This window comes from Paraburkholderia sp. MM6662-R1 (assembly GCF_050436245.1).
GTDB classification, from domain to species: Bacteria; Pseudomonadota; Gammaproteobacteria; order Burkholderiales; family Burkholderiaceae; genus Paraburkholderia; species Paraburkholderia tuberum.
The window spans coordinates 1005435-1025169 of the sequence record NZ_JBNDLV010000004.1; the positions used below are offsets into that span (position 1 = coordinate 1005435).

The window sequence follows — 19735 nt, forward strand, 5'->3', positions numbered from 1 at the left end:
ATTTCTCAGGGTGCGGGCGACAGATCGAAACTGAATGACGCCCAACTTCCCTGCTCGCTCTCAGCAAACAGCAGGCCGCCATGACGCTCGATCACCGCATAGCTGATCGACAGCCCGAGGCCCAGGCCTTGTCCCACTTCGCGGGTGGTAAAAAATGGCTCGAACACGCGCGCGAGATGCTCCGGCGCGATGCCCGGCCCGTTGTCTTTTACCGTCACATGCAGGCGGTCTTCGGTCCATCTGACGTTGACATGAATCGCCGGCGCGGGCGTGCCCGCCTTGCGCATCGCCAGCACCGCATTCGACAGCAGGTTGATCAGCACGCCGATGATGGCCGCCTCGTCGCCCTGCACCAGCGTATCCGCGGGCAGCTCGCGCGTGACGGTGACGCCCCGCAATTCATGCCCGACGAGCCGGATCGCCGAATCGAGCGCCTTTTCGAACAGGAACGGCGTGCCCAGCTCCGCCTCGGCGCCGGGCTTGCGATACGCGAACGTCTTCAGGTCCGACACGATGTGCTGGATCCGCTGCATGCCCTGCCGCGCATCGACCAGACATTCCTGCAGCGTCGGCTCCTTCTTCGAGATCGGCTCTTCCAGCGCAACCTCGATTGCCATCAGACAGAAGTTCACCGGGTTGTTCACTTCGTGCAGCAGGCCGGCCGCGAGCGTACCGATCGCCGCCATTTTTTCCTGCTGCAGCAGTTGGCCCTTGATGTCGAGCAACTGCCGATTGATCACTTCGAGTTCGGCGTTCTTCGCGGAGACCTCCGCGTTTTTCTCGGACACCTCGGCCTTCAGGCGAAACAGCATGAAGCGCACACGTTCGTTGAAAAACGTGTAGACCGCACTTGCGGCAGCGGCGAACAGAAGGAGCAGAACATTGACGGTCATCGTGCCGAGCGGCACGCCGTCATGCGGAGGCAACAGGCAGGCCAGCAGATACAGAAAGCAGGACAGCACGCCGAACACGAGGTTTTGCCACAGACCGAATGGCAACGCAATGCCGGACGCGAAGATGGCCAGATTCAGGCCCATGTAGTAGGGCGACAGAACACCATCGGTGCGCCAGATCATCCATGAAATCATCGCCTGCGGCAGCAGCAGCCAGGACAGCGTCAGCCATGGAGTAAGCCGCCGCCCCATGCTGGTGTCGAGCAAGGCGATGATACCGCCGATCATCAACGACACGAGCAGGCGCGCGAGCGCGAACGACGTCTGATACTGCGGATACTGCGCGTAATCCAGCCCCACGCCGAGCAGCACGAGCGCAATCGCTGTGCACGCGCCGCCCCGGCTGAACGTGACGCGAAAGTCGGCCAGCTCGGTTTGATAGCCGCTCTGCAGGGGACTGGTAGTCATGAAAAGGGATGTCGACACGGTTTCAGAGGATCGTGGCTTCCGCGAACACATTCACCCCGGTCTCGTCGACGTAGAGCTTCTGGTCAGTGGAGTTGGCGGGAAGCAGCGAGCTCATGCCGCTTTCGTTCCGATAAATCAGATACCACTCGAGCAGATGCTCCATCCCGTACTTCTCCGGATTCGCCGAATGGACGTTGGTGACCAGCAACTTGCCGCCAGCTCGCGTGCGAGCGGCGAAGTAACTCAGGAGACGCGCGCAGACCTTGTCCGACAGATAGTCGAACAGACCCGCGCAGTACACCGCGTCGAATTCGCGCGCGGAGGGGTCCGTTGAAATTTTACGCTTGAGCAGATCGTGCACCGACTGATGCACCATTTGCACCGAGGCTTTATGGCCCGCGGCATTCGCCGAGCTTTCGATCGCGTCCTTCGTAAACGCCAGCGTTTCCTCGCTGAAGTCGACCAGCTCGAACGACAGCAGCTCCGGATGCGGATATTCGCGCACGAAGCGCTGGATCTCGAAAGCGGGCCCGCAACCGACGTTGAGGATGCGCAACGGCCTGCCCGCAGCGCGCGCCGCTTCGGCCTGACGCGTCAGAAAGTCGATCAGCAGCGTGATGCGGTTGCGGTGCGCAGTCGCGACCGCCGCGTGCAGGAACGCGGTATTGACGATCTGGAAGTATGTGGTCGGTCCCTGCTGCGGATCGCTAAGGATCTGGTTGACCATCTCGTAGTCGCCGGCATAGCCGAGCGGCTTGGTGAACGTGCGGTAGACGAATGGCGCGCGCAGCAGCAACGGATGCAGTGCCGCTTGCGCATACGTGCGATGCACGGGTGCGGTCTCGGCGTCGACGCGCTCGGCCTCTTCCTCCAGGCGGTCGAGGAAGAACTTGATCTTGAGCATGATCGGCGTGGCGAGCTCGTAGAACAGGTCCTCGCGCAGCCTGCCTTCTTCGGTCTTCGGCAAGCTCTCGGTCAGGTCGACCTGCTCGACCCAGCGCGACACTTCCGACAGGAATGCGCGCATCTCGTTCACGACGATCTGATAGTCGCGCCGGATATTGAAGCGCGCGTCCCAGTCGCTAATAAAGAGTTCTGCTTCCCGGCCGACCGATTTCGCTTCATTGGGCAGAACGCTAAGCTCGCGCCATTCGTCGATGAGTGCCAGCGAAACCACCGCGGTCAGACCGGTGTTCACCAGACTCACCACCACCGCCTTGCCGAGATAGGCATTCTTGGTGCCCATGCGCACGCTCAGCTCGCTTAACACCTCGCTGACCTGCACGATGGAATAGGGGTTATAGACCTCCATGACCAAAGACTTTCTCTGGAGGTTAATGATCGTCCCACGCACGTGCTCGCGCTGCGAGTTGCGGAAGCTGATCACCGGGTCGATTTGCGTTTGAGAGTACACGGTATTAGTACCTGAGGAATCCGGGAACGCAGCAGGGTGTTGGAGAAGTCCAGTGAATGGCTGCCGCACGCACGACACCGGCGACAAGTCGTGGACGCGTTTCAAACCACAGTTGAGCTGGAAACACCAAAGCCCTTTGCCAGAATGGCTCCAGCGGGTTGCAGTGTAACATCAACACGTTCAATTCTGACTGAGTTCAAATTCAGGATGAAACGTATATGCAAGGATTTCTTGCGAGCATGTCCGTGCTGTAGAAAGCCGTTTTTGCAAAGTACCATTTGAAACGAGTTGGCGAGCGCACGGGGGCAATCGCCGACAATTCGTTTCTCGACAACGACTTGCAATCGCATTGCCACGATGGCGGCACGATCCGCTATTGAGGGGGTGCGTTACTTGTGCCTTTCTGATCTATGCCCTTTGGATATGCCCCGTGCATTCTCCGAATAAGCCTTTTTTAACGCAATTCGCGTCCGGCGCGGCAAACGTTTTTCTTTTAGAGTTCGGCGCGAGTACCGTCGACAATCGAGCGGCTCGCGCACTCGTTGACTCATTCGTGCAAGGCCAAACCTTTCACGGCCTTATCGACGGCTTTCTTCGGTCCGTGCAGTGCGAGACCGACGAGATCGAGATTCGCCGCGTCCTCGGCGCGAAAGACTGCGCGATTCGCCGCGTCATGCCCCGTCGAAAACATCGCGTGCACATACGGCACAATTCCGAGCTCGCGCGACAACGCCTGCCGATGCGCGCCCTGCAGACCGAACCGGTCGGCGGCGAACACCATCATCGGCTGGCCGAGCATGCGGCCGTAGCGGTGCCCGGCGGCATCCTCGTAGGGTTCACCCAGCGCATCGGGCGCCGCGGCCGCCACACCGGTCGCGAGAAACGCGACCACATTGAGCTTCTGCCAGACCGCGAGATCGCTGCGCACGATCAGCGCCACTTTGGTATCGAACATGATGACTCCTCGTTGAGCCGCTCATGATCGACGATGCCGCGCGATCAGTCTGGAACGTTTGTGCACATCTGCCGGTACGCCGCCGGCGTCATGCGGTACGCCCGACGAAACCAGCGGCCGAGATGGCTCTGATCCGCGAAGCCGACTTCGGCGGCGACCTGCGCGGGCGTGCGGCCGGTCGCGAGCAGGCGCCGCGCGGCGCGCAGGCGCAAGCGCACCAGATACGCGTGCGGCGAGGTGCCGAACGCGCGCTGAAACAGACGCGTCAACCTGAACCGGTCGATGCCGGCAACTTCGGCGAGTTCGTCGAGCCCGAGATTGCCGTCCATGTGTTCGTGCAACAGATCGCGCACCCGCGTGATCGCAGGTGACGCGGCGGGGTCGCCGGTCAGCGGCGCATCGCGTAGCTGGGCGCCGAGTTGCAGCAGCAGACGATCGAGCGTCTGGTCGCGCGCGAGCCGGCCCTCGTTGCCGTAGATCGCGGCGAAGGCCTGGCCGATCGCATCGATGAGCGCACGGTCGTCGACCAGCGTATGGCCGAACGCCGCCTCGACGCCGGCCAGTCCCGGCAGATCGAGCCGCCGCGCCGCGCGCTCGACCCAGGTTTGCGGCAGATACAGCATCGCGTAGGTGAAGCCGGCCGCCTCTGGCGCGTGACCGTCGTGCAGCGCGCCGGGCTCGATCAGGATCGCGCGGCCCGGCACGCTCGTGTGCAACGACCGATGACACTGGAAGCGTTGCACGCCCTGCTCCGTATAGCCGATCAAAATGTCGTCGTGATCGTGCGGATCGTAGGCGTGGCCGCCGAAATGCGCGCGCAGGCTCTCGATGCCGGTTTCGGCATCGCGGCGGGCGATTAGCCAGTTGGCGGGACTGAGTGAAGTGGGCATGGGTTGGAGCTGGCGGGCAGCGGGCGATGCGGCCAGCGGATAGTGTACGGCAGCGGGGGAATCGGGTCGGGCCAACGCCCCCGTCGGCGAGACGTCCTCCGATGTCAGTGCAACTCACCCGCTCGTCGCCGACCAGAACGACGATGCCAACGACCGTTCCTGTCGACGAAGGCAACCAGCGTCACGGCTTCTTCGAACGCGGTGGCCGTGCGTTGACGAACGGGTTATACCCGCGCGAACCCGCCGGCCGATCCTGTTCGGTCGCGCGGCGGCGCTTGCTGGATCGTCCGTCGCCCGACAATTGCGCAAGCAGTTCTTGCGATTCGGACTCCGACTCCGCGTCCGTTTCATCCACGGGCGGCGCGGTTTTTTTGCGTCGCGCGGTTTTTGGCTGCGCTGCTTTCTCGTCCGTATCCGGCGCGACGCCCGCGATGTGTTCGATCACGGTCATGAACGATGCCGATGCCGATCGGACAGGTTGTCCCGGCAGCATCGTCAGCGCGACGATTTCGTACAGTGAACGACCGTCGACGGAGCGGCCCTCCACCGTGTCATGCCAGTCGACATCCGCTTGCGCGAAGGCGCCGATCACACGTTCGAGCACGGCCGGCGACAGGACGCCGCCGTCGTATAACCGGATCACGACGCTTTCGAACATCTGGAGCGGGGCGATGCCCGTTGTTTTCGGCGCCACGTTTTGTCATCCGGTTGGTTTCTCTTCCAGTATCAGCCAGCAAATCATATGCCGATGTGGCGAGTAACTCATCGTGATCGCCGAATACGGCATGCACCGACGGTTACTCGGTCACGCCGGGCGGCCCGAAAGCGCTGCTGCGATAGCGGGGTTTATTCGTAGCGAAACCAACGGAACGCCGGGGAAAGACGTAATCGAGCTGGCGATATTGGTCTACGCGAGCAGCAGTAACGCGTCCGCCAGTGACAGCACCGTTGTGCGTGAATCGAATGCGGTAGAAAACAGATGCTCGTGGACCACCTGGTCCGGGTCGTAACAGCAATCCTTCACCGTATACAGGCGGAAGTCCGCGTCGCTGGCGTACGCGACCGAGGAGAGCACGACTCCGGTCGACGCGATGCCGACCATGATCAGCGAATCGATACCTTGCTCCGAAAGCTTCGCCTCCAGATCGGTGCCGAAGAACACGCTCGCACGATGCGCGATGACGAGCGGTTCGTTGGCCTGCTGGCCCAACTCTGGCGCGATCCGGTCTGCGAGGAAGAGGCCAAGACTTTTGATTCCCTGCCCATTCCTGTTCAACGGGCTGACTTCCGGATAGCCCGGACTGAACCTGAGGTTGGCGAAATAGACGCTGACGCCTTTGGCCCGGGCCGCGTCGCATAAGCTGCGCGTATTGGCGAGCAAGGCGGGCGCGACCGACGGAAAGAGTCCGAGAATGTCGGTCTGGTAGTGCATGACGACAAGCGCGGTTCGCGATGGTGCGATGGCCGGAATCCGTGCACTCGTGCGAGTGCCGCCGAGCCCGTCGTTCGCGGTGCCGTCAGAACCTGCGTTGGTTGTCATCACGCCTCCTTCATCCGGGTTTCACGTCCTGTTGTCGGAGCGGCCGCTTCGATGCCGTGGAAATCATACTTCATCGCATCGCGCGGGTGATCATCGATTCCGCCCGGACGCATACCCTACTTCAACGGCCCTGCCCGCTTGCTACACTATGTACAAAGGTCGCCGGCGCTCCCGCAAGGGTCATGAACCACCTGCGACGCAACTTCGCTAAAAAAATAGAGGATGAGCATCCAAATGACGCTTTCGACGAGAAAATTTGGTCGTACCGGCTGGAATGTGTCGGAAATCGGTTTTGGGGCATGGGCGATCGGCGGCTCGTGGGGCAGTGTTGCGGAAGATGACGCCAAGGCCGCGCTAAATGCCGCGCTCGATAACGGTGTCACGTTCATCGACACGGCCGATGTCTACGGCGATGGTCGCTCCGAACGGATCATCCGCGACGTGCTGCGGCAACGAGGCGGCGAACGTCCGATTGTCGCCACCAAGCTCGGGCGCCGACTCGACCCGCATGTGACCGGCGGCTATCTGAACAAGCGCGAGCTCGAAGCTTTCATCGACCGGAGTCGCTCGAATCTCGGCGTCGACACGCTCGACCTGGTCCAGCTGCATTGCCCGCCGACGGAGGTTTACTACCGTCCCGAGGTGTTCGACGCAATGGACGACTTCGTCGCCGCCGGCAAGATCCGCTACTACGGCGTGTCGGTCGAAAAGGTGGAAGAAGCGCTGAAGGCGATCGAATATCCGAACGTGGTTTCGGTGCAGATCATCTACAACATGTTCCGTCAGCGTCCATCCGATCTGTTCTTCAGGCAAGCGCAAAAGAAAGACGTTGCGGTCATCGCGCGAGTGCCTCTGGCCAGCGGCATGCTCACGGGCAAGATGTCCGCCGATTCGACTTTTGCATCAGACGACCATCGTGCATTCAATCGGCATGGCGAGGCGTTCGACGTCGGCGAAACGTTCTCCGGCGTGCCCTACGACGTCGCGTTGCAAGCGGTCGATGAACTGCGCGGCCTGGTACCCGTGAACGCCTCCATGGCGCAGCTGGCTCTGCGCTGGATTCTGATGGAGGATGCCGTCTCCGTCATCATCCCGGGCAGTAAAAACGCGGCCCAGGCGGCGTCGAACGTCTCGGCCGCGAGCCTCGCGCCGCTGTCCGACGAGGTAATGCAACGGGTCCGGGATGTGTATCAGCGCCATATCGCGCCGCACGTCCACCAGCGCTGGTAAAGGCAACGCGGTGGCGGCTTCGCGGTGGGCGCATTCGACATGCAGGGAGCACCCGGAATAAATTGTGTTTGCACCTCGACTCTGGAGAACCTCATGACAGACATCGCACTTGCACGCAAAGATGCTTGCCTCGCAGTGGTTCATGCGGTACTGACGGACTTGAGCGACGACAGCAATCTGATCGGCGCGGCTCGACGTGTTGCGGACTACCTCGTCGATGATCTCGAAGGCAAGATCACCGAGACCGACGCCATACTGCTTGCTGTCACCGCGCTAACCAAGGTCAATCGCGCGATTCGCGAGTGGAACGACGTGGACGGCAACGCGATGGACGCGATGAGAGTCGCGGATTTTGTCATCGATGAACAAATGAACGGGTACGACAGCGCGCCACATCAACCGACTTCGTCGGCGGCAAGAATCGAGGCGCGAGCGGCCGCGGTGATCCGGCCGACGGGGTCCCCGGTGCGGCCTGTTCACCACTGAGTTTCGTATCTCACTCCGGGCGCGCCACCGCCGGCCGTTTCAGCGGCTGGATGGTGGCCATCGCAAGCCCCGCTCCGGCGAACGCACACGCGGCGCAGACGAGCGCGACGGCCCGCAGCGCATCGGTCATCGCATCGGCTTGCGCGCGCGCCACGGATGTCTCGCGCGGCGTATGCGAGTCGCCCGCCGCCCCTCCCGCTTGCTCGACCGGCGCCAGCAATTGCCCGATCTGGCGCGTATCTTGCGGCACATGCAGTTCGTCGAGGCGCGCTGATAGCGCCGCGTGGTGCGACCACACGAATACGATGCCGAGCACCGCAATCGCCAGCAGGCCCGCCACGCGCGCAACGGCGTTATTGATGCCGGACGCCACGCCTGTGCGGTCGCTCGGCACCGCGCCCATCACGGTCGTGGTAAGCGGCGCGACGGTGATCGTCATGCCGAGCCCGAGCACGACGAGCGCAGGGAAGAATTCAGCCCAATAGCTGCCGCGCACGAACGGCAGCCCCAGCAACGTGAACCCGACGCCGGCGACGCCCGGGCCAACGGTCAGCAGCGCGCGCGAACCGAAGCGGCTAGTCAGACCGCCAGTGAAGCGCGATAGCAAACCGATGATGAAAGGCACCGGCAACAGCGCCGCTCCCGCTTCGGTCGCGGTGTAGCCATGCGCGCGGATCAACGTGAACGGCAGGAAAAAGAACGTGCCGCCAAGGCCGAAGTAAAGCAGCAGTGTGACGAGGTTGGCGCCGGCGAAGTCGCGCGAGCGAAACAGGTCGAGCGGCATCATCGGGTTGGGGCTGCGCGCCTCAATGGTCACGAATGCGGCGAGCATCAGCACGCCGGCGCCAATCGCACAGAATACGAGCGGATGCGCGAAGCCACGCGCCGATGCTTCGGTCAGGCCGAACGTCAGCGCGGCGAGGCCCGTGGCTGCGCTCAGTGCGCCGGGCCAGTCGAGCTGTCCAGGCGCATCGGCCCCGTGGCTGTTGGGCACCGCCGATATGGCGAGCGCGATCGTCAGCGCCGCGAGCGGGACGTTCAGGAAGAAGATCGCGCGCCACGACCACGCGTCGACGAGCCAGCCGCCCGCCACCGGCCCCACGGCCGACGTGATCGCGCCGACGCCCGCCCAGGTGCCGATTGCCCGTCCGCGCGCTGCGTCGTCGAACACCGCGCCGATGATCGCGAGACTGCTGGGTACCAGCAGTGACGCGCCGATGCCTTGAACCGCGCGCGCGGCGACCAGCGCAAAGGTATTCGGTGCAAACCCGCAAGCGGCCGACGCCAGCGTGAAAAGCGCGACGCCCGCGATGAACACCGTGCGCCGGCCGAGCTTGTCGCCCATCGATCCGCCGACCAGCACGAGGGAGCCGAGAAACAGCAGATACGCGTTGACGACCCACTGCATCGCCGCGACGCTCGCGCCGAGTTCGCTCTGAATGGCCGGCAGCGCGACGTTGACGACGGAGCCATCGATGAACGCCATGCTCGAACCACCGATCGTCGCGGCCAGCGCGAGGCGCTTGCGCTGGCACGGGCGGCCGGTCGTGACGGGCTGCGTGCGGATGACGAGCTCGTCGCACGGGCTCGCCTGCGCGGCGATGATGTGCGCCGTCCTCGGCTTGCTACCAGGATGATCAGGGTCGGCCACGTTCGCTCCCGTGCTGGTCGATGAAGACTTAGAGCGAATGGCACTTACTTAAGCCTACATGGAGGAGAAGACGCGGGTAAGTGCTTGAAGAGAAAGGGAGGGGGCTGATCCAGGGATTGATACGATGGTTGTTACCAGGCAAACACCGTCTCATTCCAAAGATCAGCCCCCATGGATCGTAATGCACGAAGTCATCACAGGCAAACACGAAGCAGGGTTCAAAGCCGGGCGTGCAGGGCCCAGGCGGTAGACTACTTCAACATACTGACGAGCCCGGGGCTGTTGGGCATAACGGAAGCGTATTTGCCAGAACATCGGGAACGGCTGTATCCGCCGACGGTGACACTGTCGATGTTCATGCGCCAGGCGCTGGAAGAGGACGCCTCCTGTCAGAAGGCAGTCAACGGGTGGGCGGCGCAGCGAGCTGCCGACGGGCTGCGGCCCATGAGTGTGCGTACGGGAGGCTACTGCCGCGCTCGCCAGAGACTGCCGCTGACGATGGTGCGGGAGTTGGCGCGCGAGACGGGGCGCCAACTGCATGAGCAGGCCGAGCCTGCCTGGAAGTGGCGCGGGCGCCCGGTCAAGCTGGTTGACGGCACCGGGATCTCGATGCCCGATACGCCGTCGAACCAGGCCCGTTTCCCGCAGTCCAGTGCTCAGGCCGAAGGAGTGGGCTTTCCATTGGCCTATCTGGTTGCGGTGATCTGTCTGGCAAGCGGCGCAGTACTGGAGTCGGCGGTCGGAACTTACGCGGGCAAAGGCAGCGGGGAGCTGACGGCGTTTCGCATGCTGCAAGGCACGTTTCGCAAAGGTGACGTGATCGTCGCCGATGCCTTGTACTGCCACTACTTTCTGATGGCCTCAATGATCGCCGCCGGGGTGGACGTCGTGATGGAACAGCATGGGGCACGCCGCACCGACTTTCGGCGAGGCCGGTCCCTGGGCACGCGCGATCACATTGTGACGTGGCCCAAACCCCGGCAGCGTCCCGACTGGATGACGCATGAGCAGTACCAGGCCTTACCCGATGAACTGATGGTGCGCGAGTCCAGGCTGCATCACCGGGTGCTGGTCACCACGATGCTTGATGCACGCAAGACCAGCAAACAGGACCTCTCGCAGTTGTACGCCAGGCGCTGGAACGTGGAACTGGATCTACGTAACATCAAGACGACGATGGGCATGGATGTGCTGCATTGCCAGACTGCCCACATGAACGAAAAGGAGATCTGGGTCCATCTGCTGGCCTACAACGTGATTCGGCTGCTGATGGCTCAGGCCGCCAGTCACCATGCCACTGACCCGAGAACACTGAGTTTCAAACACACGGTGCAGTTATGGACTGAATGGCTGGCCAGAGGTCTGACGGCAACTCACAACCAGAGTCTCCTGTTCAACCTGATCACGCAGTCTTGCGTTGGGAGTCGCCCCGGTCGCATCGAACCACGAATGCGCAAACGAAGACCGAAGTCCTACCCATTGGCTGAAAGAGCCTCGTCACATCGCACGTGAGCGCGTCCAAAAATATGGGCACGCTCCACGGGCTTAAGTAAGTGCCATTCGACTTAGAGCCTGTTCGTGCCACCGAGGCTAGTCAACCCCGCAGCGCGACATCGCGGAGCGGGTTTTGCCCATTCGGGGTGTCCCGCGCCGCCGGACGGGACGCCAAGGACTTCGCCGGCGAGCGGTTACAGGTGATAATCGGTTGGAAGCAATCGATCTAAAAAAGCGGAGAAGGAATGGACAAGCAAGGTTTCACCACTGGCATCGTTCACGGCGACAGAATTGCGGGCACGGAGCACGGTGCCTTGCGTCAGCCAGTTCATACGTCCGTGCAATATGGTTTCGAGCGCGTCGAGGACCTGATCGGCGTGTTCCAGGGCACGAAGAAAGGCGGCTTCAATTACGCACGGCAAGGCACGCCCACCACCGCCGCGCTCGAGCGCAAGATCACCAGCCTCGAAGAAGGCGTCGGCACGGTCTGCTTCAGCACAGGCATGGCCGGCATCACCGCGACGTTCCTGACGCTGCTGCGCGCGGGCGATCATCTCGTGTCGAGCCGTTACGTGTTCGGCAACACCAACAGTCTGTTCGGCACGTTGCGGGGGCTCGGCGTCGAAGTCACGACCGTCGACGCGTGCAACGTCGACGACGTGAAGAACGCAATCCGGCCGAATACGCGCATGGTGTTCGTCGAAACCATCGCGAATCCGGGCACGCAGATTCCCGACCTGCAAGGTATCGGTGACGTGTGCCGTGAGCGCGGCATCGTGTACTTCGTCGATAACACGATTACCTCGCCCGCATTGTTCAAGCCAAAGGCGGTCGGCGCGAGCCTCGTCATCAACTCGCTGACGAAGACTATCGCGGGTCATGGCGCGGCCCTCGGCGGCGCGGTGACGGATACCGGTCTGTTCGACTGGAGCGCGTATCCGAACATCGCCGACGACTATCGGCGTTCGGCGGCGAAGGATCAGGGGCTGCTGCAGATCCGCAAGAAAGGCCTGCGAGACATGGGCGCGGCATTGTCGTCCGAGCAGGCGCACTCGATCGCGATGGGCGCGGAAACGCTCGCCTTGCGCGTGAAGCAAAGTAGCGACAATGCGCTCGCGCTCGCGCAGTTTCTCGAAGGGCACGAAGCGATCGGCAACGTGTTCTATCCCGGCCTGGAGAGCCATCCGCAATACGAGATCGCACAGACGCTGTTCAAGGGCGCGTCGTGGCTGTTGTCGTTCGAATTACTCAACGTGGATCGCATGGTCGAAGTCGTCAACGCGCTCAAGCTGCCGGTCAAGGCGACCGGTCTCGGCGACACGCGCACGCTGATCATTCCCGTCGCGCCGACGATCTTTTTCGAAGCCGGGCCGGAAACGCGCAAGGCGATGGGCATTTCAGACGGCATGCTGCGGCTGTCCGCGGGCATCGAGGATATCGACGACCTGATTGCGGATTTCGCACAGGCGCTCAAGTTCGCGGCGTAGTTTTTCGGGCTTTCGAAATTCTGAACGAGGCTGGTGCGCCGGCCTCGCTTGATCAGTTGAAGGTCTGGGCTACTTCCTGCGCCGCTGATACATGAGCTTCACGATATCGGTCGTCGGCCCGCTGGTCATGAGGCGACGGATCTCGTCCATGTGAACCCAGCGACACCTGGATATTTCGTTACTCGGGCGAGCTTTGGCCCGATTCGGGATTTCGCAGGAAAACACGTGATGGTGCTTCTGCTTGCCACGGAAGTCGAAGAGATGCTTGGCCGACTTACCGGATAGTTGAGTTTCTTCCTTGAGTTCCCGAAGTGCGGCGTCCGTGCGATGTTCTCCACGCTTGAGGATCCCGCCCGGTAAAGCCCACTTTGCTTGACTACGTGCGACCAGAAGGATTCGCTTACCTCTGCGACAGATCACGGTGGCGCGTTTCTTCAAACCGAACTCCCACTTATGCCCCAGATGCTCTCAAGACGCGCACCACACGGCGGCGTATCGGGCGTTGCCAGACATAGTTGAGCATCCTAATACAGAACAGCAGAAGGCGGTAATGTTTCGAAACGAGGACAGCGGACGCGCGGCAGCTTAATGTATGTCATCACCGCGTCACAATCTCGGCGCTCGAGGGTCGCTATGGTAAGGTCTCGGCAAATGAATTTCTATCCGACTCGAGGCTGCAATGGATATGGATGGTGACTGGTCCTTGCCACGGCCAAACACTCTCTTCAAAGTCAACCGCCGGACGGCCGGTTCATCACTTTCAAAAACGAGTTCCATCGCCAGTACCTTCTCGTCGCTGGCGGCGCCAGTGGTGGCCGAAGCCGTGCAAAGGGCAAGAGAGCTATCCACGCAGAGCGATGCAGAAGGGTTTCATCAGCTTCGCGTCGCTTTCAGAAAGCTTCGGGCTTTGTACTGGGCGTACTCTCCATACCTCGGAGAGGAATCGACTGCGCAAGCCACCGAAGAATTCAAGCGTCTTGCGGCCGTGGCAGGCCGAACCCGTGACTGGGACATAGCAGGCGATCTGCTGAGAGCAGCCAAGGAGTCCGGCGCCTCGATCGAACTGCTGGTGGCCGCGGCGCGCGAGAAGCGCGCGCAGGCGGTGGTGCATAGCCGGACGATGATCAAAAGCGACGATGTCGAGGCGTTTCTGAACGATGTCCTGCTTCGCGCGCAAACCACACTGCTGTCGCGTTGCGACAATCTACCCATTCAGGCGTTCGCCGAGAAGCGTGTCCGTCTAGCGCAGCGTGCACTTCAAAAGCGAAGCAGACGCGCTGCACGCAGCGAGGACACCCACGAGCAGGATCTTCACGACGTTCGAAAGGCAGGCAAAAAACTGAGGTACCTGCTGGAGTTTTTTCAACCCGTTATCAAAGGCGGACACGGTCGCACCGTCAAGGAATTGACATCCGTGCAGAACAAGCTGGGGCAGTTCAACGACATTGCCGCAAGCGAGGCGCTGATTCGCAGCGCGTCATTCAATGAGGTTCCGCCCGAGGTCGTGCGCGAATCGCTGCAATGGTTGGGAAAGCAGAAGTCCCAACGGATGCGGGAGGCATCGCGGCGGGTCCGAGGCATCTCTAACTGAGGCGGGCGCGATCTGACTGTGTGGATGCCGAAGTATCACCGGGTTGTTGCGCGGTTGGTAAACGGCTGCGCTCGGCCACGAGGAGCCGCTCACCGGAAGCATCGCCGGGACAGTCAAACGTCAGTGGCAATCTGGAAAGCGGAGATCCAATCGGGATACGACGATATGCGCAGGCGCTTTTCTCGGGTGGCGAGCCGTTGGTAACTCGCATGACAGGACCGCAATCGAAGCCTTCCAGGTTAATTCTTGACAAATCAATCTGCCTACCTACCCTTAGCAGAACTTGGCAACAACTCAATCGCGTGCGCACAACCAGTAAGGCAACGACTGTTCGGGGAGATGCTTTCCAAAGTCAACGTCGATGGGTCGGTCTCCCGAAGTCAAGCTCGCTTGACTTGGCAAACTTCCACCGGCAGGTAACGGAGGGTCGTCGTGGCGGCAAGAACGATTCATCGCGCATCGTTAAGCACGTTGGCCGGCGGCGCGCGCGGTCGATTGACGATTCCGCTGACGACGCGGCACCAGCGACTCAACCCTTTCTGCATCCTCCATGCCATATGGCTCATGGGCCTTGCACCCGTGCCGGCATTGGCGCAGCAGACGGTGACTGAACGACCCAATCTCTCCGGGAGCGAAACGATCGACACCCCCGCCAACAACGTCCTGTTTGTTGGCACCGATAACACGAGCACCAGCTTCTCCGGCACGATCAACAATGCTGGCGTTGCGAGCGATCCAACGTCGCAACAAGGCCAGTTTGTCAAAACGGGCGGCGGAACACTGACGATCGACGGCGCAAGGATCCGGGGGGGCTCCGCATTCGTGATTGGCGGTGGACTGGCGGCGACGAGCAGCGACGCCGCCATCGACTATCTTTCGCTGGGCCTGGGCAATGCCCCAACTCTTCCCGGATCGACGTCGTCTGGCACGTTGAACGTGAGCGGCGGCACGCTCACGTTCAACTCCGCGCTCCAGGTCGGCGACTTCGGCGGCACGGGCACGGTTACGCAGACCGCGGGCAACGTCGTCTTCGGTATGCCGGGCACGCCGGTGTCGCTGAACATCGGCAACCAGGGCGGTACGGGCACCTACAACCTGGCGGGCGGAACGGTCACATTCGGCAACAGCACCACCGACTTCATGACGCTCGGCCGCAATACGCAAGGCAACCCGAGCAGCGGCACGCTCAATCTGAGCGGCGGCACCTTCAACGTGGCTGATGGGACGCTGTTCATCGGCTCGAACGTCACGTCCACGGGTAGCCAGGGCACCGGTACGATCAACCAGACCGGCGGTACCCTTGCAATCGGCAGCGCGTCGAGACTGTTCCTCGCGGCGGCCGGCAACGGCACGTATAACCTGTCGGGCGGCACATTGCAGATTGGCGGAAGTTCGCTGTTCGGCGACTTCAACAATCTGGGTGGCACCTATGCATTCAATCTCGGTGGAGGAACGATACAGGTGGTGGGTTCGGCGCTGAGCGCAGGCGTCAACGCAACGCTGGTCGGAAGCACGACGTCGACCATCGATACCAACGGCATGGGCGCGACATGGTCCGGCGTGCTCTCCGGAAGCGGGGCACTGGCCAAGGCCGGCAACGGCGTGCTCGCGCTGACCAATGCGAATACCTATACCGGCATGACGACCATCTCCGCTGGCACGCTGGCGCTAACGGGAAGCGGCAGCATCAGTTTGACCAGCGGGATGTTAAACAACGGCACCTTCGATATTTCGGGCGTCACAACCACTCCGATTCCGGGGGTCGCGACGGGTGTCGTGCCGCTGCCGAACCTGTCGGGTAGCGGCACCGTGATCGACGGCACGAACATACTGGTGGTTGGCACCGATAACACGAGCACCAACTTCTCCGGCACGATCATCAATGCCGGCACGGCGAGCGACGCGCTGCACGGCATCTTCGTCAAGACTGGCGCAGGGACGTTCACGATCAACGGTGCGCGGATTCAGGGCGGCTCGGCTTTTGTGGTGGGCGGTGGACTAGCGGTCTCCAGCGGCAGCACCGCGATCGACTATCTTTCGCTGGGCCTCGGCAATACCCTCGCGACGCAGGTCCCCGGATCGACGTCGTCTGGCACGTTGAACGTGAGCGGCGGCACGCTCACGTTCAACTCCGCGCTCCAGGTCGGCGACTTCGGCGGCACGGGCACGGTTACGCAGACCGCGGGCAACGTCGTCTTCGGTATGCCGGGCACGCCGGTGTCGCTGAACATCGGCAACCAGGGCGGTACGGGCACCTACAACCTGGCGGGCGGAACGGTCACATTCGGCAACAGCACCACCGACTTCATGACGCTCGGCCGCAATACGCAAGGCAACCCGAGCAGCGGCACGCTCAATCTGAGCGGCGGCACCTTCAACGTGGCTGATGGGACGCTGTTCATCGGCTCGAACGTCACGTCCACGGGTAACCAGGGCACCGGTACGATCAACCAGACCGGCGGTACCCTTGCGATCGGCAGCACGTCGAGACTGTTCCTCGCGGCGGCCGGCAACGGCACGTATAACCTGTCGGGCGGCACACTGCAGATTGGCGGAAGTTCGCTGTTCGGCGACTTCAACAATCTGGGTGGCACCTATGCATTCAATCTCGGTGGAGGAACGATACAGGTGGTGGGTTCGGCGCTGAGCGCAGGCGTCAACGCAACGCTGGTCGGAGGCACGACGTCGACCATCGACACCAACGGCATGGGCGCGACATGGTCCGGCGTGCTCTCCGGAAGCGGGGCACTGGCCAAGGCCGGCAACGGCGTGCTCACGTTATCCGGCCAGAACACCTTTACTGGTCCGACCAACGTTCGCGATGGCGTGCTCAATCTGACCGGCTCGTTGCAGTCGCCGGTCAATGTGGAGGCGAACGGAACCCTGGGCGGTACAGGAACGGACTTGAACACCGTCACCAATGCCGGAACGGTTGAGCCGGGCTTCGGGCTCCCGGCAGGGCAATTCGGTGCGATGACTGTCAAAAATTTCGTGGGTGCCGGCGGCACGCTCGCGCTGCGCACGTTCCTCGGTCTGGATGGCTCGCCGTCGGACAGACTCATCATCAACGGCGGCAGCGCTGACCCTTCAGCCGTACGTATCACGAACGCAGGCGGCTCCGGTGGATTGACGACGGGGAACGGCATTCTCGTCGTCGAGACAACCAACGGTGGCACCACGGCGTCGGACGCCTTTTCGCTCGTCGGCGAGGCGCGCGGTGGCGCCGAAGACTATCGTTTGTTTCGCGGTGGCGTCAACAGCAGCAATCCCGAGGACTGGTTTCTGCGCTCGTCGTTCGTCGTGCCGCCCCCACCGGGGGGAAGCGAAGAGGAACCGGAAACTGGACCTGGCACCGAGCCCCCACCGGATCCGCTGCCGCCAGGCGTCTACCCGATCATCGGGCCGGAACTGGCCACCTATGGCGTAGTTCAACCGGTCGCCCGGCAGATGGGTGTAGAGATGCTCGGGACGCTCCATGAGCGCATCGGCGACACGCTCACGACGGAGAGCGGCGGCGCGGGCGGCTCGGGCTGGGCAAGCTCCGCCTGGGGACGCGTGTTCGGCGGCCAGATCGACAACCGCTACGAGGCTTACACCGATCCGCGCGTGAGCGGCGGAGTCGGAGGCGTGCAGACCGGTCTCGACCTATGGCGTGGAAGCGTCTGGCCCGGTCATCGCGACGCTGCAGGCGTCTACTTTGCATACGGCTACGGCAGTGCAGATGTCGATGGCCTGGTCACCAACGCAGCGGCAACCGGATACACGCTGGAGCACACCGGCTCAATGCATCTGAATGCATATACAGGCGGAGGCTACTGGACGGACTACGGCCCCAGTGGCTGGTATGTCGATGCGGTTGTGCAGGGTACGCACTACGACGGCGCCGCGACCACTCAGTTTGCGAATCTGCCGGTCCGGGGTACGGGCTTCGCGACATCACTCGAGGGGGGCTATCCGATCCCGCTGCCGCTCGGCCCGGGTTTCGAGCTGGAGCCGCAGGCGCAGATCATCTGGCAGCACGTGTCGTTTTCCGACGCGAACGATGGTCTGGGTGAAGTCTCCCTCGGCTCCACTTCGGGCGCGAGTGGCCGCCTCGGCGTGCGCGGGAAGTGGACCATCGAAGGCAGCCAGGGAGCGGTGTGGCAGCCGTATGTGCGTGCCAACCTGTGGCGGGATTTCAATGCCGAGGCCACCACGACCTTCGCCAATGACCGGGTGCCGCTGAATGTGCAGGCCACGCGACTGGAGCTCGCCGGCGGTGTCACCGCCAGGCTCAAGGAGCGGCTGAACCTTTACGGACAGTTCGGCTACCAGTTTGCCGTGAGTGGAGACAGCAATGTCCGCCGTAGTGGCGTCGCGGGCGATCTCGGCGTGCGCTACCAATGGTAGGGCCTCTAAAGTGCAAGGTGTCCTGCATCCCGACCTTCCAGGTCGTGGATGCACAAATGTAGGCAGGCAAAGGAGACTTATAACTGCCTTGCCGGTCCTGATATCAAGAGTCGACTACGGTCGAGAAGTCGTCAGCGATCGCCCCGGAGACTGGCCGAAGTGCATCAAAAACAGCCTGAGGATGCGGAAGCCGTCGACGGGCAGCAGCGGATCGAGCCTGTATGAAAACGCGTTGATCGCCTGAACTGGATCAACTCATTCAGCATGGGTGACCGGATGAAGCTTCAGTGCAGCGTGTAGAGAGTCTGCGGCCCCTCGGCATAGAGGGTCATGGCGACCTTCAGGATCTCGTTGCGATTCCGGTCGAAGGAGGCCAGCACCTCCGCTTCGTCAGTACCGAGGGCGGAGTCGAAATGCTTCAGTACGCGGTCTTCCACAAAGAAGGTAATCTCGCGTGCTTTGTCGTATCCCCAGAACCACACGCCATGCCTGATCCCATCATAGCTGCGGCTGGGGTTGGAAAAACTGAGTGCCATGTGTCGTCCTTCGTTCTACGCCTCAGATGGACCGGGTTGCACGCTAACTACCTGCGCGGAGCGCTCCCGCTAGTGCGGATCGCCTTTCATGCTTTCGGCTTCCATCGCGGCATGCAATTCCTCATACGCCTCGATTGGTTCCATGTCCTGATCGACGAACGCGGCTGCGCGCTCAGCGGCGCTCGACGCGTCGCCCGGAATATCGCTCTCGCTGTCGTCTTCGGTACTTGGCGGCAGCAGCATGTCCTCAAGCATCCCGCGCAGCTCGGGAGTATTCCATGGCTTGCCCAGCTTGGCCTTCCTGTTCAGGTAATGACGAATTTCCGAGTCTTGCTCGGCCGTGAGCGGAAGCCCACGAAAAGTGGGGTCCGAGTGGTGATGGATCATGATGCACCTCCCGAAGCGGTTTGCGCCTTCAATGTGGAGATATCAATTTTACTGCGGTGAACGTTACAAGTTGCATGTGATCGCTGTGCCGCGTGTCCGCGGCCAACCGATTTACGTCTTCTTCTTGGCGACACCTTCGTTCGCAACCCGCGAACGAACCGTGCTGAACGGCTTTGCCGGCACTGACGGCTTCGCGGGTTGCTTGGGCTTTTTCGCTTCGCGAGTGCTGCGTAATTGACTCTTGGCCATGGTGTTGCTCCTGGTGCGTTGCGTGACAAGGTGGTATTCCCAGCATACGCGCTTAGTTTGGTCGCGGCGTCAAAA

At 62.1% G+C, this 19735-nt stretch carries 16 protein-coding genes and 1 pseudogene; 6 read left to right on the plus strand and 11 right to left on the minus strand.

The genetic code is table 11. From position 1 onward, the window contains the following. Positions 1–5: 5 nt before the first annotated feature. The 6 genes from OKW39_RS34495 to OKW39_RS34520 form a co-directional block, all read right to left on the minus strand. Positions 6–1361 carry a sensor histidine kinase gene (locus OKW39_RS34495; protein ID WP_090807732.1) on the minus strand — a complete coding sequence of 452 codons (1356 nt, stop codon included), beginning with the start codon at positions 1359–1361 and terminating at the stop codon, positions 6–8. A 22-nt stretch (positions 1362–1383) separates the two neighbouring features. Further along, positions 1384–2775 carry a class I SAM-dependent methyltransferase gene (locus OKW39_RS34500; protein ID WP_429564674.1) on the minus strand — a complete coding sequence of 464 codons (1392 nt, stop codon included), beginning with the start codon at positions 2773–2775 and terminating at the stop codon, positions 1384–1386. A 547-nt stretch (positions 2776–3322) separates the two neighbouring features. Then, entirely contained in the window at positions 3323–3730 is a 408-nt protein-coding gene (locus OKW39_RS34505) for a DUF2000 domain-containing protein (protein ID WP_090807737.1), read from the minus strand. A 44-nt stretch (positions 3731–3774) separates the two neighbouring features. Further along, positions 3775–4620 carry a helix-turn-helix domain-containing protein gene (locus OKW39_RS34510; RefSeq protein WP_429564675.1) on the minus strand — a complete coding sequence of 282 codons (846 nt, stop codon included), beginning with the start codon at positions 4618–4620 and terminating at the stop codon, positions 3775–3777. Between the two features lie 181 nt (positions 4621–4801). After that, the gene (locus OKW39_RS34515; protein ID WP_429364562.1) at positions 4802–5314 is read right to left on the minus strand and encodes a hypothetical protein; all 513 of its coding nucleotides are present in this window, start codon (positions 5312–5314) and stop codon (positions 4802–4804) included. Between the two features lie 213 nt (positions 5315–5527). Beyond that, positions 5528–6160, minus strand: a complete 633-nt coding sequence (locus OKW39_RS34520) for an isochorismatase family cysteine hydrolase (protein ID WP_429364564.1) — start codon at positions 6158–6160, stop codon at positions 5528–5530. Positions 6161–6394: 234 nt separating this feature from the next. Between OKW39_RS34520 and OKW39_RS34525 the strand changes: the two genes are divergently transcribed. Together OKW39_RS34525 and OKW39_RS34530 are read left to right on the plus strand one after the other, a co-directional pair. Beyond that, the gene (locus OKW39_RS34525; protein ID WP_429564676.1) at positions 6395–7390 is read left to right on the plus strand and encodes an aldo/keto reductase; all 996 of its coding nucleotides are present in this window, start codon (positions 6395–6397) and stop codon (positions 7388–7390) included. Positions 7391–7483: 93 nt separating this feature from the next. Then, positions 7484–7876 (plus strand): hypothetical protein, encoded by a 393-nt coding sequence (locus OKW39_RS34530; RefSeq protein WP_429564677.1) that lies wholly within the window; start codon positions 7484–7486, stop codon positions 7874–7876. A 10-nt stretch (positions 7877–7886) separates the two neighbouring features. Here the strand turns inward: OKW39_RS34530 and OKW39_RS34535 are convergent, their stop codons facing one another. Next, the gene (locus OKW39_RS34535) at positions 7887–9527 is read right to left on the minus strand and encodes an MFS transporter (protein WP_429564678.1); all 1641 of its coding nucleotides are present in this window, start codon (positions 9525–9527) and stop codon (positions 7887–7889) included. Between the two features lie 171 nt (positions 9528–9698). Between OKW39_RS34535 and OKW39_RS34540 the strand changes: the two are divergent. Then, positions 9699–11076 (plus strand): annotated as a pseudogene (locus tag OKW39_RS34540) (IS4 family transposase). A 190-nt stretch (positions 11077–11266) separates the two neighbouring features. Further along, positions 11267–12508 (plus strand): cystathionine gamma-synthase family protein, encoded by a 1242-nt coding sequence (locus tag OKW39_RS34545; protein WP_429564679.1) that lies wholly within the window; start codon positions 11267–11269, stop codon positions 12506–12508. 69 nt (positions 12509–12577) lie between these two features. On the opposite strand, the gene OKW39_RS34550 is transcribed toward OKW39_RS34545, so the two are convergent. Further along, positions 12578–12946: an NUDIX hydrolase gene (locus OKW39_RS34550; RefSeq protein ID WP_090807757.1), complete on the minus strand. Its 369-nt coding sequence runs from the start codon at positions 12944–12946 to the stop codon at positions 12578–12580. A 241-nt stretch (positions 12947–13187) separates the two neighbouring features. Here OKW39_RS34550 and OKW39_RS34555 point away from each other — a divergent pair, with 241 nt between their 5' ends. Continuing rightward, positions 13188–14099 carry a CHAD domain-containing protein gene (locus tag OKW39_RS34555; protein WP_429564680.1) on the plus strand — a complete coding sequence of 304 codons (912 nt, stop codon included), beginning with the start codon at positions 13188–13190 and terminating at the stop codon, positions 14097–14099. Between the two features lie 603 nt (positions 14100–14702). Continuing rightward, positions 14703–18488, plus strand: coding sequence for an autotransporter outer membrane beta-barrel domain-containing protein (locus OKW39_RS34560; RefSeq protein WP_429564681.1), 3786 nt, complete (start codon positions 14703–14705; stop codon positions 18486–18488). 284 nt (positions 18489–18772) lie between these two features. On the opposite strand, the gene OKW39_RS34565 is transcribed toward OKW39_RS34560, so the two are convergent. From OKW39_RS34565 to OKW39_RS34575, 3 genes are all read right to left on the minus strand, one after another. After that, complete coding sequence (locus tag OKW39_RS34565) at positions 18773–19024, minus strand: DUF1488 domain-containing protein (protein WP_018425166.1); 252 nt, start codon at positions 19022–19024, stop codon at positions 18773–18775. A 69-nt stretch (positions 19025–19093) separates the two neighbouring features. After that, on the minus strand, positions 19094–19411 hold the full coding sequence (locus tag OKW39_RS34570; protein ID WP_090807765.1) for a hypothetical protein: 318 nt from the start codon (positions 19409–19411) through the stop codon (positions 19094–19096). Positions 19412–19522: 111 nt separating this feature from the next. After that, the gene (locus OKW39_RS34575) at positions 19523–19660 is read right to left on the minus strand and encodes a hypothetical protein (protein WP_184061502.1); all 138 of its coding nucleotides are present in this window, start codon (positions 19658–19660) and stop codon (positions 19523–19525) included. Between the last annotated feature and the right edge of the window lie 75 nt (positions 19661–19735).